The organism is Paramicrobacterium fandaimingii, assembly GCF_011751745.2.
Classification (GTDB): domain Bacteria; phylum Actinomycetota; class Actinomycetes; order Actinomycetales; family Microbacteriaceae; genus Paramicrobacterium; species Paramicrobacterium fandaimingii.
This window is the reverse complement of sequence record NZ_CP061170.1, coordinates 2,276,050-2,291,644: the sequence shown is the minus strand read 5'-3', so window position 1 is coordinate 2,291,644 and position 15,595 is coordinate 2,276,050. Positions and strand designations below refer to the sequence as shown.

The 15,595-nt window shown below is 63.0% G+C and carries 10 protein-coding genes and 1 tRNA gene; 8 read left to right on the top strand and 3 right to left on the bottom strand.

What is annotated here, in order from left to right; translation table 11 throughout:
- Window positions 1-6: 6 nt before the first annotated feature.
- On the bottom strand, window positions 7-594 hold the full coding sequence (locus tag HCR84_RS11040) for a 5-formyltetrahydrofolate cyclo-ligase (protein ID WP_166981035.1): 588 nt from the start codon (window positions 592-594) through the stop codon (window positions 7-9).
- A gap of 79 nt (window positions 595-673) precedes the next feature.
- On the opposite strand from HCR84_RS11040, the gene galU reads away from it, so the two are divergent.
- The 6 genes from galU to HCR84_RS11010 all read left to right on the top strand — a co-directional run bounded on the left by galU (window position 674) and on the right by HCR84_RS11010 (window position 11,582).
- Window positions 674-1,567 (top strand): UTP--glucose-1-phosphate uridylyltransferase GalU, encoded by an 894-nt coding sequence (gene galU / locus HCR84_RS11035; protein WP_166981036.1) that lies wholly within the window; start codon window positions 674-676, stop codon window positions 1,565-1,567.
- Between the two features lie 39 nt (window positions 1,568-1,606).
- Window positions 1,607-2,269: a GNAT family N-acetyltransferase gene (locus HCR84_RS11030; RefSeq protein WP_166981038.1), complete on the top strand. Its 663-nt coding sequence runs from the start codon at window positions 1,607-1,609 to the stop codon at window positions 2,267-2,269.
- 68 nt (window positions 2,270-2,337) lie between these two features.
- On the top strand, window positions 2,338-3,360 hold the full coding sequence (locus HCR84_RS11025; RefSeq protein WP_166981039.1) for a large exoprotein: 1,023 nt from the start codon (window positions 2,338-2,340) through the stop codon (window positions 3,358-3,360).
- Between the two features lie 9 nt (window positions 3,361-3,369).
- On the top strand, window positions 3,370-6,078 hold the full coding sequence (locus tag HCR84_RS11020) for a helix-turn-helix transcriptional regulator (RefSeq protein WP_166981040.1): 2,709 nt from the start codon (window positions 3,370-3,372) through the stop codon (window positions 6,076-6,078).
- Between the two features lie 75 nt (window positions 6,079-6,153).
- Complete coding sequence (locus tag HCR84_RS11015) at window positions 6,154-11,421, top strand: cadherin-like domain-containing protein (protein WP_166981042.1); 5,268 nt, start codon at window positions 6,154-6,156, stop codon at window positions 11,419-11,421.
- Between the two features lie 88 nt (window positions 11,422-11,509).
- A tRNA-Ala gene (locus tag HCR84_RS11010) sits at window positions 11,510-11,582 on the top strand.
- Between the two features lie 51 nt (window positions 11,583-11,633).
- Here HCR84_RS11010 and HCR84_RS11005 read toward each other — a convergent pair.
- Complete coding sequence (locus HCR84_RS11005) at window positions 11,634-12,845, bottom strand: FAD-dependent monooxygenase (protein WP_166981043.1); 1,212 nt, start codon at window positions 12,843-12,845, stop codon at window positions 11,634-11,636.
- Window positions 12,846-12,913: 68 nt separating this feature from the next.
- Between HCR84_RS11005 and HCR84_RS11000 the strand changes: the two genes are divergently transcribed.
- Entirely contained in the window at window positions 12,914-13,507 is a 594-nt protein-coding gene (locus HCR84_RS11000; protein ID WP_166981045.1) for a TetR/AcrR family transcriptional regulator, read from the top strand.
- A 59-nt stretch (window positions 13,508-13,566) separates the two neighbouring features.
- Window positions 13,567-13,962 carry a VOC family protein gene (locus HCR84_RS10995; protein WP_166981046.1) on the top strand — a complete coding sequence of 132 codons (396 nt, stop codon included), beginning with the start codon at window positions 13,567-13,569 and terminating at the stop codon, window positions 13,960-13,962.
- A 23-nt stretch (window positions 13,963-13,985) separates the two neighbouring features.
- Here the strand turns inward: HCR84_RS10995 and HCR84_RS10990 are convergent, their stop codons facing one another.
- Window positions 13,986-15,545: a molybdopterin-dependent oxidoreductase gene (locus HCR84_RS10990; protein WP_166981047.1), complete on the bottom strand. Its 1,560-nt coding sequence runs from the start codon at window positions 15,543-15,545 to the stop codon at window positions 13,986-13,988.
- Between the last annotated feature and the right edge of the window lie 50 nt (window positions 15,546-15,595).

Genomic DNA, 15,595 nt, shown 5'->3' with positions numbered 1-15,595 from the left:
GGTCTTTCAGTCACACGAGAAATCCAGGATGCGGCTCGGAGTCACGACGCCGTTGACCGGTTGATCGTGAGCTTCCTTTGGTACGTCCGGCAGTACCTCGTTGTCGAAGACCACTGCATACACCGGTGGACGTTTCTCCAGCGAGCCGAGCGTCTTGTCAAAATAGCCGCGGCCCCATCCTAACCGGGTTCCCTGAGTATCAACGGCGCTGGCCGGAACGAGAATCAGGTCGACGTCGTTGATCGCTCGCGGGCCGAGTCGCTCGCCTGCGGGTTCCGAAATTCCCCACAGGCCCGTGGCCTCGCCGCCCTGCTCTCCGGCCGTCCAATCCAGCAGGCCGTCGTCGCGGCTGATCGGAAAGAGAACACGGATGCCGTGCGCCAGCGCCCAGGTGACGAACGGACGTGTGCTGGGCTCCGTCGGTGTGGAGAGATAACACGACACAGACTGCGCTCCGCGGGCGGTGACGAGAGTCTGCAGGTTCCGACGCAGACCCTCACCCGCCAGCGCAGCCTTCGTCGAGGAGAGGCTCCGGCGACGCGCGCGAATCTCGGCACGCAACGCGCGCTTCGCCTTGTCTGCGGTGGCGGCCATGGCGTCATTCTAAGCTGGGTGGGCGTGTCGCGCGCGGCAACAGGGCCCGGAGCGGGCGCTTGACGGTTACTCTAGATCCATGACAGCAAGAGTTCGAAAAGCCGTTATTCCTGCAGCCGGCCTGGGCACGCGTTTTCTGCCGGCAACGAAGGCTCTTCCGAAAGAGATGCTCCCGGTGGTGGACAAGCCGGCGATCCAGTACGTCGTCGAAGAGTCCGTGAGTGCGGATCTCACGGACGTTCTGATGATCATCGGCCGCAACAAGAACGCGATCAGCAATCACTTCGACCGTGTCACCGAGCTGGAGCTCAACCTTCAGAAGAAGGGCGATACGCAGAAGCTCGAGCGCGTGGTGAAGTCGCAGGAGCTCGCTGACATCTACTATCTGCGTCAGGGAGACCCCAAGGGGCTCGGCCATGCTGTCGCTCGCGCTCGCGCGCACGTGAACAACGAACCGTTCGCTGTGCTGCTCGGTGACGATCTCATTGACGCTCGCGACCCGCTTCTGTCGACGATGATCGCCGAGCAGGAGAAGCGCGACGCCACGATCATCGCGTTGATGGAGGTCGACCCAGACCAGATTCACCTGTACGGCGCTGCGCAGGTCGAGCAGACCGACACCGACGATGTCGTGAAGGTGACGGGTCTTGTCGAGAAGCCCGCGAAAGAAGACGCGCCGTCGAACCTCGCGATCATCGGACGCTACGTGCTCAAACCCGAGGTGTTCGACATTCTCGAGCACACCGAGCCGGGCAAGGGCGGCGAAATTCAGCTCACCGACGCGCTTCAAGAGATGGCAGCAGATGACGACGTCGCCGGAGGGGTGTACGGGGTGATCTTCCGAGGTCGCCGCTACGACACCGGTGACCGCCTCGACTACATCAAAGCGATCGTGCAGCTGGCCATGGATCGCGACGATCTCGGCCCCGCACTGAAGCCCTGGCTCAAAGACTTCGCGGCAGACATCGACTGACGCTCGCCCTGGTGCCGGAGACGGCAGGAGGAAAGACCGATGGTGGCTCCGCTCCCGACGCTTGAGCACGGCAGAATTGGGCTGCGCCCGATCAAAGTGCGTGATGCGAAGGTGCTTGAGCGCGAGCTGCTTGGCAATCGAAGCTGGTTGCGCGCGTGGGAGGCGTCGAACCCAAACGGTGCCGGCAGCTTCGACGTGCGCGGCAGCATCCGTTCCCTTCTCGCTCAGTCGAGACAGGGCACCGGCCTGCCGCTGGTGATGGAGTACGACGGCGAGTTCGCCGGCCAGCTCAACGTTTCTGGAATCACCTACGGCTCTGTGTCGTCGGCGACGCTCGGCTATTGGGTGACTGAGCGGTTTGCCGGGCGCGATGTGACGCCAACGGGCGTCGCGCTCATCACGGACTACTGTTTCGAGCGACTCGGACTTCACCGCATGGAGATCTGCATTCGCCCGTCGAACGGCGCAAGCCTTCGCGTCGTCGAGAAGCTCGGATTTCGGTACGAGGGGCTGCGCCGCCGCTACATCCACATCAACGGCGACTGGGCGGATCACTTCTGCTTCGCGCTCGTGCGAGAAGAGCTGAACGAGTCGATCCTCTCGCGCTGGCTCTCTCACAGGGTTGCGCCCGATGCCTGTGTGATTCCCGATGCCGACAGGCGCGCGGCGGGGATGCCGCTGCGCACGTTCCCGAACCGCTGACGCGAAGCTGACGGGACACACCGAGGCAATGACGGGTTTGCCCGGATCTGCCCCGTAGCCTGGGGAGCATGGCTGGCGGTGGAATTCTCAGCGGAGGAATTGTCTTCGCGATCGCAGCCGTGCTCTGGCTCGTCTACCTCATTCCCACATGGGTGCGTCGACACGAGTACATGTCAGCCGAACGCAACTCCGTGAGGCTGCAGCAGACACTTCGTATTCTCGCCGAAACCTCTGAGATGCCAGACGAGGTTCGCTTCGAAGCCACGGCGCGTGAAGTTGCCGCGCAGCAGAAGCGGCTCAAGCGCATTGAAGCGGAACGGGCTGCGGCTCGCAAAGCAGAGAGTCGCGCCGCTGTCGAAACCGCACGTGCCGAGTCGCAGGCGACCGCGCTGCGGGCACGAGCAGATGCCCGAGCGGCGGCTGCGCGAGCGCGAGCTCAGGCCGCGGAGGCGACAGAGCGTGCGGCAGCCGAACAGGCACGTGCCCGTGCGAAGACCCGACTCATGCGGTCGAGAAGGCGCGCACGACTCGCTACGACACTGTTCGCGGCGGCCAGCGGCGTCACGGCGTCTGTGACCGGCATCACAGCGGTCTCAACGGGGGCGTGGGCGCTGCCGGCAATCTCCGCCGGGGGAGTCGTCGCCTCGATCGCGCTGCTCGGACGCATGGCGACCGTCGGGTCGCGCGTGACGCGAACGGTGACTGTGCCGCAGATGGCGCGCCCCGTCGAGCGCGAGATCTTCGATGCAGATTTGACGGCAGAAGAGAAGGCGACAGTCGAGCGCACGTGGACTCCAACCTCGCTGCCAAAGCCGCTTCACCTGTCCCAGGGTTCTGTTGCCGCGGCGACACTTGCCGCAGAGGCGTCACGCACACGACTTCGGGAAGCAGCGATCGCCGAGGCGATGGCGCAGAAGGCGAACGGGCGTCAGCCTCAGGCGGCATCGATCGACGAACGCCGTGCCGCCAGAGACGAACAGCGCTCCGTGCAGCAGCCGGCCGAGGCGTCTCCGTACGCGTCGATGGGGATTGTCGACGAGGGCGAGATTCTCGCCGCCGACCTGCTGCGTCGCCGGATGGCCGCGGGATAGCATAGCGATGTGATCACGCCGGCAGTGGCACCCTGGCCGTTCTTCGGTCGTGCCGTCGAGTTTGAGACGGTGATGAGCGCAGTTCGCTCGGGTATCGGTTCGAAGCGAGGGGCCGTCGTCATTGCTGACGCTGGGGTGGGCAAGACCCATCTCCTCCGGAGAGTCGGAAAACGGATAGCCGCGGACCGCACCCGAGTGATCACAATCGCGTGCAGCCGTTCGACATCACGATCGCCGCTGAGCATTGCCCCGCATCTGCTGTCGTCGCCCGCCGACGTGACCCGCAGCACAGTTTTTCGCCGGTGTGTCGACGAGCTTGGAGACTCTTCGCCTGAGACGCCACCACCGCTTGTCATTATCGATGACGCTCACCTGCTCGATCCGGCAAGTGCGGCTCTCGTCCTTCGGCTGACGATGGCCGACGTGATCACTGTGCTTGTCGGTGTGCGTCGGGGCGCTGTTCCGCCCGACTCGATCACGGCGCTCTGGAAAGATGAGCACGTCATTCGAGTGGATCTCGCACCGTTTAGTCCGCTCGAGGTCGCTGATCTCGTCTCGCAGGTGCTCGACGGGCCCATTGACACGCACAGTACACGTCGCCTCGTCGACGTCACGGGGGGAAACGCGCTCTATCTGCGGCACCTTGTGGAACAAGCGCGTCATACCGGGGCGCTCCACCGCGATCACGATGTCTGGATATGGGATGGCCGGGTAGAGGTCGACCCGGCATTGAACGATCTGATTGACCAGCAGCTGGGCAGCCTGCGCGCCGATGAGCACGAAGCACTCGTCCTCATCGCGCTCGGTGAGCCGCTGACCCTACGCGTATGCACCACGCTTTTGGGAATCGATATTCCTGCGCGACTGGAAGCAGCAGGCCTTGTGCGTGTGGGACTCGACGGCGACGGTTTCACTTCGAGAGATCGGCCGACAGCGAACGAGGCAACGATCCAGCTTGCGCAGCCCATGTATCGAGAGGCGATCCGTGCCCGAGCGGGCCCCCTGCAACGCCGTCAGCTTCTGACTCGGTTAGCCGATGCGCACGGTGCCGACGACGTGCATCAGCAGAGCCGCGTGGCCTCCTGGAGGCTCGACGCGGGTGCTGAGATGAGCGGCAGTGATCTGGTCACTGCATCTCTGGCGGCGTCGGATGTGTACGATTTTGAGCTCGCGGAGCGGCTGGCGCAGGAAGCAGCGGTCCGTTCTGCCCCGGCGTCCCCTGTCGCATTGGCGACGGCGCTCATCGGCCTCCGACGATTCTCCGAAGCCGCTGAGCTGCTTGCCCAGACGGAGTCCGAGGTTCTGCGTTCGAGAGACGAGGGAATGCAGCGTCGGCACCTGATGGGGCAGTACCTCGCTCTCTATCAGGGTCTCGGTGATGACGTGAGCACGGCACAGCTGCTCGAGAGATTCGCGCCTCATTTCGGTGATCTCGCCCGGGCACTCGGTTCCAATCTTCTGATCGATCGCGGTCAGCTCGCCCAAGCGCAAAACGCGACTCGACCGGTGCTTGACGCCGAGCGACCGGACAGTCTGGCGCTCATGATCTCTTTGGAGAACACCGCAGAGGCTGCGGCTCACCAGGGGAACATGACACGAGCGCAGGGGATGCTCGACAGGTTGAGAGCACTCGCCGAGGGTGGCGAACCGCTGCTGGAGCGAGCGCCAGCGACTGCGAGCTATCAAACCGCGATGTGCAAATTGCTTGACGGTCACGTTGGAACGGTCATTGAGGAGTTCGGCGCATCATATGTCGATATGCTCCGCGACGGCGACCCGGTGATGCGCGGTCTCGCGGGAATCATCTTTGGGGCTTCGCTGATCAGGCATGGTCACGTGTCGAGCGCGCGCCAGCGTGTTCTGGATGCTGTCGCTGCGATGTCCGAAGCGTACGTTGGCGATGCTCTGCCGTGGGCTCTCGCCATTCTGAGTCAGGCCCAGGCGCTCGCGGGGGAGGGGAGCGCCGCCCGTGCATCGCTTGCCGAAAGTAGGCGTCTCCGGCTGAACAAAAAGACCGCGCGCCTCACGCGTGATTTTGTGCTCGCTGAGGCATTCGTCGCCATGGTCGATGGGCGGCGAGCCGACGCCGTCGATCTCTGTCTCGAGGGCGCGGCTCGCTCGGACGAGTTCGTGCTCTATCGGGCGGAACTTCTGCACAGCGCGCTACGGTTCGGGGCGGAACCGATTGCTCTTCGACAGCAACTCGACGTCATCGCAGCGTCTGTCGAATCCCCGCTCGTTTGGCGGCAGGCTGAGCACGCAGCTGCCCTTGCCAGCGACGACGCAGATGCCCTGCTCCGTCTCGCCTCGCAGTGGGCAGATGACGGTGCCCTACTGGAGGCAGCGGAGGCAGGCGGACAAGCGGCAGCTGCTTTTGAGCGACATGATCGCCGGGTGGAAGCATTGCTCGCAGAAGAGAGCAGTCGCGGGTGGTGGGATCGATGTGAAGGCATCGACGAGCGATTTCGCGCGACACCGTCGCTGTCTGTGAAGCTCAGCTCGCGTGAGACGGAAGTCATTTCTCTGGCTGCCACCGGACTGCATAACAGTGAGATCGCCGAACGCCTCGTGTTGTCAGTGCGCACTGTCGAATCTCATCTGTACAGCGCCTTCTCCAAGATCGGCATCTCGCGCCGCGCCGATCTTCCCGTCATCGGCCTTGTGGGCCGGCATGTGGGTGCCCCGAACGAGGGACACCGATCGGGAAGAGTTCCGTAACTGACTACTGAGGGTGGCTGTCGCTGCTGTCAGTAGCCTTTTCAGAGTCTGTGTGGGCACTGGAAAGGTAGGCCAATGGTTCTGCGGGCTTCTTCTCGTTCGAAGGTTGTGGCGGATCGGCGTGCCCGACTCGCTGTGCGCTACGGTGCCGTCGTTGCCGTTGCAGCTCTCGCGGGGGCCTTGCTTATGGTGACCAGCCCGCCCCAGAAAGCGAGTGCCGCGCCAGCGGGAAACATTATTATCGTTGACAGCACGCAGTACGAAGTGCAGGGGACCTGGAATCACAACCCCAACGGCTGCCACCTGCCTGACGCGATTCGCGCAGCCAACACGAACACCTCGGTCGGCGGATGTGCTTCAGGCGATCCGAACAATGAGCAGGACGTTATCGTCCTCACGGTTGACGCTCCGCTCTTCTCGGCGACGCCAACGATCACGTCGCCAGTCGCGATTCGCGGCAACGGCAACGTCATCGACGGTCGAGACGAATTCCGACTCCTCGACATCTCGGGAGCTGACGTCGACATCAGCAATGTGGTGTTGCAGCACGGCTCCGTCACAGGTGCCACCGGTAAATCAGGTAGAACCGCTGCATGCTATATCGGCGACCGACCCTATTCGTGCAACACGGGGGTGCCGGACGCATATTCGGGCAAGAAAGGCGGTGCTGCTCACGGTGGTGCTATTCGTGCGGTGGCTGGTGCGGGGGTCACTCTGAACCGCGTCGTCATCACGAACAATCGAGTGATTGGCGGTGAGGGTGGACCATCGATCATCGGTGGAACGGGTGGAACCGGAGGCGAAGCTGCAGGCTCCGCCATCTACTCTGACAGGTCGGCCATGGTCATCACACGGAGCGTCATCTCCGAAAATCTCACCGTCGGAGGCGACGGTGGGGTGGGTGGAATCGGCTGGCCTGGTGCCCCGGGCGAGCAAGGCGTGTGCTCGTTCGGGGGCCCAGACCCGGAGCCCACAGACGGAGACGACGGCGGCCAGGGAGGCGGAGGCGGCGTCGGCGGCGAAGCCGCTGCAGCGGTATACGCGCGCGGTGGAAGCATCTCGATAACCAATACTGAGCTCTCATCAAACTCAGCGTCCGGTGGCAATGGGAACGTTGGCGGTGACGGAGGCGAAGGCGGCGTAGGCATGAGCTTGGATTGCGCGTCATGGCTCCCCCCGCAGACAGGAACCGGTAATGAAGGCGTCTGGACGTCGGACAATGGCGAAACGGGTCCGCAGGGAACTCACGGGATCGGCGGAAAGGCAACGTCGGCTATTCGAACGTTCGGTGCCGCGCTGACCATGACCAGCAGCACGATTGCGGAGAACAGCGCGTCAACAGGCGACGGTGGCAATGCCTGGTCGACAACGGTCAACACAGTTGGCGGAGTGCAGATCTCAACGTCGACCCTTGTCGAGAACACGACGAACATCAGAGACGGCGACGACAAGCGCTCGCCGGACATCTGGTCGCAGAAAGGACAGGGGCAGACGGCGGCGGTCACGCTTTCAAACAGCGTCGTCGCACGAAACTCGGTAATTCTGAATACCGATACAGCTGTGGCTCCCTGGCAGTGCGAGAGCTCCGTGGTGTCGGATGGGCACAACGCACTGTCGGCTCAGGCGACGGACGGCGCGTGTGTTGACCGAGCAGACGGCGATGTCGTGTATGCCGAGGACGATCTTGAGGCTGACGCGACAGATGCTGACCCGAGCTACAATCTGCCTGGAGACGGGACGACGCGGGTTTACGTGCCGACGAACAGCTCGCAACTCGTTGGGCAAGCCGCATGCGGAGCCAGCGATACCGATCAGCGTGGCGTTGTGCGACCGGCATCCGGATGCGACATCGGAGCGTATGAGCGCGACGGCACGACACCGCCGAACACTGCTCCGATCGCTGCGTCACCCGTGTACCTTCGCGGCGAAGCCGGAGACACAGTGTCTGTGAAGCTCGATCACTACTTTGATGACGCCGAAACTCCAGACACGCTGACCTACAGTGCCGAGATTGAGACGGACTCCGGTGCTGTCGCTGAGACGAAGATCGACCTTGGCAATCTGTTTGTGACGTTGAACGCTGGCATCGAACTAACACAGAGCACGGTCAGTGTCACCGGAACTGACCCGGGCGGGAAAACGGCAGAACTCGCCGTGATCATCGAGACACGGTACTTGGGCGAGCCGGTGTTGACCGCAGACAACTACAAGCTGACTGAAGGGTCAAGCCTGACGATCGCGCCCACCTACGGAATCTTTGCAAATGATGCCGGTGTCGGGCCCGGTTATGACGTCGACACATCCGGTCTTGCCTTCCTCCCCTTGGGGGCCGTTTCGGGAACGATAACTAATATTGATCCGGAGCTGGGTACGTTCACGTATACGCCGCCGGAAGGCTTCGTGGGCGACGATACGTTCCTTTATGGGCTGGGCAATATTTCCTCCGCCTCGACTGTGACCTTCCACGTCGTCGGACAGGCCGTCGTGTATGACGACAACTACATCGCGGCGACCGGCACCCTGCTCACCATCAACTCCGTCGATGAGGGGATCTATGCCAACGACACGGGCGTGCCAGACGACCCGACGGTCGTCGTGGAAGACAACGAACTCGGTGTCGATGTGAACGACGACGGAACGTTCTCGATCCAACTCCCGATCAACCCGGCTACATACACGTTCACATACAAAATATATGCGGGAGGATTCTCGAACACTGCGACCGTCACAATTGACGTTCGTGATGTGGATGCTGCGGGGGAGTCGTACGTGCTCGATCAAGACACCACTCTGACAGTTGGTGCAAACGACGGGCTTCGATCCAACGACAGCGAGACGACGGGCTTCGAACTGAAGGTCACCGAGCAGCCTGAGCACGGTGAGCTGATCGCGAAGCAGGACGGGTCGTTTAGCTACGCGCCTAGCGAAGGATATGTCGGAACTGACTCGTTCAGATATACCTATATCGACGGAGCAGACACCGCTCCGGTCAAGGCAACACTGACTGTCCGTTCAACCCAGGTGCCCGCAGCGGAGCATCTCACCTACACGACAGATGAAGACGTGCCACTCGTCATCGACGACCCGGCCGACGGGCTTCTCAGCTCAGCGAGCGGGTTCGACGGCAGCGGTCTTGAGATTGCTCTGACTTCTGAGCCGGGCGCGGGATCGATCGATGTCAACGACGACGGCACGTTCACGTATGATCCAGCCAAGAACTCAACCGGGACGGTCACCGTCGGCTACACCGTGAGTGACGGCACGAGCAGCGTCGACGTGACGGCATCCATTACTGTCACGGCGGTGAATGACGCGCCGATTGCAAACGCCGATCGATTTGGCGTGTATCAGGGGAAGACTCTGACGCTCGACGCCGACCAGGGCGTTCTGCGCAATGACACCGATATCGACGGCGATGCGCTGACGGCCACCCTCGTGGACGAGGCAGCACACGGGACGATCACGATCGCCGCAGACGGAGCGATCGTGTACACGCCAGAAGGTGGCTTCTCGGGAACTGATACGTTCTCGTACACAGCCTCTGATGGCACGGCGTCCAGCACCGGGACGGCAGAGATCGTTGTGCTCGCCGACACCGGAACGGAAAATCCGCCTGCCGAGTCCGTCGATGACGCATTCGATGCGCAACAAGACGTTGTTCTGACTGTTGGCGCCCCTGGAGTCCTTGACAACGACGCGGGAACTGATCTGACCGCCGTTGTCGACACTCTTCCCTCGCACGGCACCGTCACGCTCAACGCCGACGGCTCATTCGAGTACACGCCTGACGCAGGATGGGCCGGCACAGAAACCTTTACATACAAGGTCGCCTCCAGCAGCGGCGTGACGGGGCCCGCTACGGTGACCATCGAGGTGCATCCCGCAGCAGCCGAGTTGACGGCACATGATGACGCGTATTCGACAGCGGCAGACACGGCATTGACGGTGGACGCTGAGTCCGGACTTCGGGCAAATGATGCATGGAACGAGAGCGGTACTGATGCACCGACGGCCGTGAAGATAAGCGACCCGTCATCGGGAGCGGTCACTTTGAGCACCGACGGCAGTCTCTCGTACACGCCAGAGGCCGGGTTCGTCGGGACGGTATCGTTCGAATACGTTCTGGAGGACGCGTCGGGGGCGCGTTCAGAACCGGCCACTGTCACCATTGTCGTCACGGCTGCGGGAGGCGAGGCGCCAACCGCAGGCGACGACGAATACAGCGGGGCAGAGGATGCTTCTCTGAGCGTCGATGCCGGCTCGGGGGTCGCCATGAACGACTCGGCCGGTGCGACCGTTGTGCTTGTCGATGGTCCGGAAAATGGATCGTTGGTGCTGGAGGCAACCGGTGCCTTCGTGTTCATGCCTGAGGCGAACTGGTTTGGTACCGACACATTCACGTACCAAGCGCTGACTGCGGAGGGAGTTTCGGAGCCCGCGACCGTAACGTTGACCGTCACGGCAGTGAACGATGCGCCGATGCCTTCCGATGATGCATACGCTGCAGAAGCGGGTACGTCTCTCGATGTAAGCGCCGATGCCGGGGTGTTGGGCAACGATTCTGACGTGGATGGCGATGAGTTGACCGTATCGGCTGCGGTAACGCAGAACCTCGGTCAGCTCACAATCAACGCAGACGGTTCCTTCGTGTATGCGCCGCCTGCTGACGGCAGCGTCGACGATGTGTTCACCTACAGGGTCAGCGACGGAACAGTGACAGCAACCGCAACAATTCGCTTCGTCGGTGAAGCGCCGCCAGAGGCAGTGCCAACAGTTATCACGAGCACAGATCATGCAGAATTCACTGTGGGTGAGGATGGCACATTCACCCTCACCGCGACCGGTGACGGCCCGATTGCATTTGGCCTCGACGGAGCGCCATCCTGGCTGTCGATCACCCAACCAGGCGCGACGTCGATGCGTGTGGCCGCTGCGTCGTCTGCAGCCACGCTCGTCGGAACCCCACCGGAGGGTTCAGCGGGAACCTACACATTCGTCGTGACCGCGGAGGCAGAGGGTGGCGCGACGGATCAGAGCTTCACACTTGTCGTTTCCGAGTCGAACACCGGCGGGCCGGGGGATGGCTCCGACGATGATCCCGGCGATCCGGGGGCGAGTGACGACGGGCCGGGAGGCTCAGAGACTCCCACACCGCAGGCTCCTGCGGCATCCGACCAATCTGGAGAAGGCAACGGAGGGTCGGTGAACGATGCTGCGGGTGCGCTGCCGTACACGGGGCCATCGGTGAGCCCGATTAGGTGGACGATGATCGGGGCTGTGCTTCTGCTGATCGGGGGTGCACTGCTCGCGGGGTCGCGACGACGCCGGCTTTCGCGGCGTTGAAACTCCACGCGCACGATGCTCGAGCCCGCATGCACGGGAACCGTGCACGATTGACCTGCGTTGACGTGATAATCTCGAAGACGTCCACGGGCCCATGGCGCAGTTGGTAGCGCGCCTCGTTCGCAATGAGGAGGTCGGGGGTTCGAATCCCCCTGGGTCCACACTGTGATGTCTCGCGACATACTTCATATATGTCGCGAGACATCGTTCACTTAATTGTGGGCTGGTCGTTGCGACTCGCCGCTCAATGCCCGGATGGCAGCGGTCTCGGCGAATTGCCTTTCGATTCCCGCGATCTGCCGTCGTCCGGCGATGGTCTTCATGATGACGTCACGCGACATTGCCATCACAGGGCTGCTCCACGACGTGATGTTGCCGATGCTCCGCGAGGTTCTCTGCAGCTGCTCAGCCTCGGGTTTGCGCACACGACTGTACGTGTCGAGTACACGGCCCAGCTGTCCGGCGTCGGTGAGGTCTGCGGTGCGCAGGAGGTCGGCGAGCGTGATGGCATCGAGCATTGCCTGCCCCGACCCGCGTCCGAGATTCGGTGTCGTCGCGTGCGCGGCGTCGCCCAGCAGGATCACACGTCCCTTGCCCCACCTCGCGATCGGGTCGAGGTCACGTACCGTGTGGTGGATGAGCGTGTCTGCCGGGGTGGCGTCGATGACAGAGGCGATTCCCTCGGGGAACGAGGCGAAACGGCGCAGAAGGTCGGCTTTCAGCCTCCCCGGATCGCCGTCGAGCGGTACAGTCGGGTTCTTCATTCCGACAAGCCAATAGAGCATGCCGTCGCCGCAGTCGCCAACGGCGATTCGGTTTCCGCGCCCGAGAAACATCGCGAACACGTTCTGTCCGACCGGTGCAGGATGCGCCACGAGGGAGCGAACGTAGCGATACGAGGCAGTGCGGATGCGAACATCGGGAAACAGCTGACATCGCGTCATCGAGTTGATCCCATCTGCCGCGATCAGCAGATCGGCCTGGTCGCTTGTGCCGTCTTCGAACGTCACGGTCACGCTGTCGGACGCGTGCTCGACGCTGACGATACGACGCCCGAGATGCACGGTCTCGGAATCGACACCGGCAGCAAGGGAGCCAACGAGCGCCGCGCGTGAGATCATCACCGGCATCGGTGTCTCGTGCTGGCGTGCGAAGCCCGCCAGGTCGGCGGAGTACAGGGGCGTGCCTGCCGCGTTGAAGAAGCGGTGAGCGCGCACCTCCGCGCCCGCACTGCGCACCGCGTCAGCGACGCCGAGCTGTCGCAGCGCCTCCATTCCCTTGACCCAGACCTGGATGCCCGCGCCGACCTCGTCGAACTGCTTCGCTTGCTCGTAGACAACCGCGTCGACCCCGGCTTGCCGCAGTGCGATGCTCGCGCACAGTCCGCCGATGCCCCCACCCAGAATGATGACCTTGCCGCTCATGACGCCTCCTCGAAATAAGTTATCAGTGAATTACAACATAACACGTTATTCACTGATAACCTCGAGACATGAGTGAAATCCGCACGCGCCTCCCCGCCGCAGAGCGGCGAGCATCAATCCTCGATGCCGCCGCGACGGTGTTCGGCGAACGTGGCTATGCAGCCGCGACAACAGATGCCATCGCCCGGGTCGCCGGAATCAGCCAGGCATACGTCGTGCGAACTTTCGGCTCGAAGGAGGCCCTGTTCGTCGCGACGGCCGAGCGCGCGGTCGAGCGGGTCGCCGACGCCTTCCGTTCGGTCGTTGCGGGGGCTGATGACGTCGCGGACGCGAAGATCGAACCGCGGCTGGGGGAGGCGTACATGCGTCTCGCTGAGGACCGGGGCACACTCGTGACGCTCTTGCACCTGTTTACGCTTGGCCACGATCCCGTGATCGGCGCAGTCGCTCGTTCCGGGTTTCTGCGCATCTACGCGATTCTGCGCGATGAGGTGGGGCTGCCCTCTGACCGCGCCACCGCCTTTCTCGGCAACGGAATGCTGGTCAGCACGCTCCTCGCGCTTCAGCTTCCGGCCTTTGCGGAGGACCCGACCAGTGCGGAACTGCTGCGCGCGACCTTCCGCGAAAACACCGATCTCGTCACCCGGCTCTTCAGTCGCTGAACCGGTCGCGATGCGGTGCTCCTCGCCTTCGAGGAACACATATGGCAGTGTGTCGTCTTATGGCACTTCGCATCTCGCACACATCAGTTGACTCCCACGACGCCTACGCCCAGTCGCGATGGTGGAGCGAGGTTCTCGGTTACAGTGAAGACAGCGAAGACCCGAATCTGCCTGGCCACGAGGAGTGTTTGATCATCTCCCCGGACGGCGCCGTGAGGGTGCTCTTCATTGAGGTGCCCGAGAAGAAGAGCGTGAAGAACCGGCTGCACTTCGACCTGCGGCCGACAGACGTCACGCGACGTGCGGAAGTCGATCGAGTGCGTGCGCTCGGAGCGACGCACGTTGCCGACTTCATTCGCCCGGATGGGACGGGCTGGGTGGTGCTTGCTGACCCTGAGGGCAATGAATTCTGCATCTTGACTGGTCAGCCCGAACTGGATGCCCTGGGACTCTGACGCGAACGCGGCACGAGGTTCGTCTACGCGACGTCAAGGCGCACGGAATCCCAGCCTTCTGCGCCATTGGGCGCGACGGGAGCGAACTGGCCACTTTGCACTGTTCCGTCTTTGTCCGTGGCGCGGGCCTCGATGACGTGCGCGCCTGACGAAGCATCCCAGTCGAGGGCCCACTGCACCCACGTGTCGTCAGAGATCGGCGCTGCGAGCCGAGCCGGCATCCACTCGCCCCCATCGATGCGCACCTCGACGGCCTCGATTCCGGTGTGCTGGGCCCAGGCGATGCCCGCGATCACAATCGTTCCCGAGTCGAGGGTCTGACGTGCGGTTGGCACATCGATGCGCGAACAGGTCTTGACCGGTCCTTTCGCTGACCAACCGCGATCCGTCCAGTATGCGCGTGAGCGTTCGTACGTTGTGAGCTCGAGCTCAACGACCCACTTTGTTGCCGAAACATAGCCATAGAGACCCGGAACGACCATGCGCACGGGGAAGCCGTGCTCGAGAGGGAGCGGCTCGCCGTTCATGCCGACAGCGAGCAGGCAATCGCGATCCGTTTCCTGAAGAACATCGAGCGGTGTGCCCGCCGTAAACCCATCGATGCTGCGCGAAAGCACCATGTTTGCTCCCGACTGAGGCTTCGCCCGCTCGAGGATCTTGTGCAGCGGATATCCGAGCCAGGTGGCGTTTCCCGTGAGGTCACCGCCGATCTCGTTCGAGACGCACATCAACGTGATGTTTCTCTCGGTGAGAGGCAACGCGAGCAGCTCGTCGAACGTGATCTCAAAAGGCTCCTCCACCATGCCGGTCACGCGCAGGCTCCAGTCGGAGGCGTCGATGCTCGGAACCTGCAGTGCAGTGTCAATGCGGTAGAAGTCCGCGTTCGGGGTGATGAGCGGCGTGATTCCCGGAACGTCGAGAGCAGCGCCGTCGGGAATGGCCGGTGCCGCGAGTGCAGGGGTGGGCAGCTTGATGGCCTTGCGAACCGCAGCAGCGGCGATCGTCGTTGCGTTCACCGTTCGCGCGCCGATTCCGATGACGGCCGCACCGACGGCTGTGCTCGCGATGTAGACAAAGAAGTCACGTCGAGACACTCCGCTGGCGCGCTGGTCGCCCTTCGCTGCGACGGTCTGGGCAGTTGCCGTCCACACACCAAGCTTCGTAACGATGCGGTAGAGCATCAGCGCGGCGCCCAGCATGCCGACGACGGAGGGAATCGCCCAGGAGGCGAGGGACTGCTCGCGGGTCGTCGCCGCGATCGTGGCAATGCCGCCGATGACGCCGAATGTGACAAGACCCCACGGCGCAGTGAAGAGCTGAAGGGCCCCGGCTCCCGCTGCAAGCGCAGTGAGGAGCACGACGATGAGCGTGAGCAGGAAGATCTTGTCGTTCGTTCCGAAGGCCGCAATGGCGAAGTCCTTCGCCCACGTGGGGGCGAGGTCGATCACGAGCGATCCGACGGCGATGAGCGGACTGCTGGCGGGAGCGATCACCAGCGCTATCGCCTCAGCAATTGCCAGACCAGCGGCGGCGCTGGCGACGCCAGCGAGAGCAGACCAGAACAGCTTCGTTTTCAACGTCACGACGCCACGATAGAACGAGTTGTCGCGAGTTCTCTGATCGGGGCCAGAAA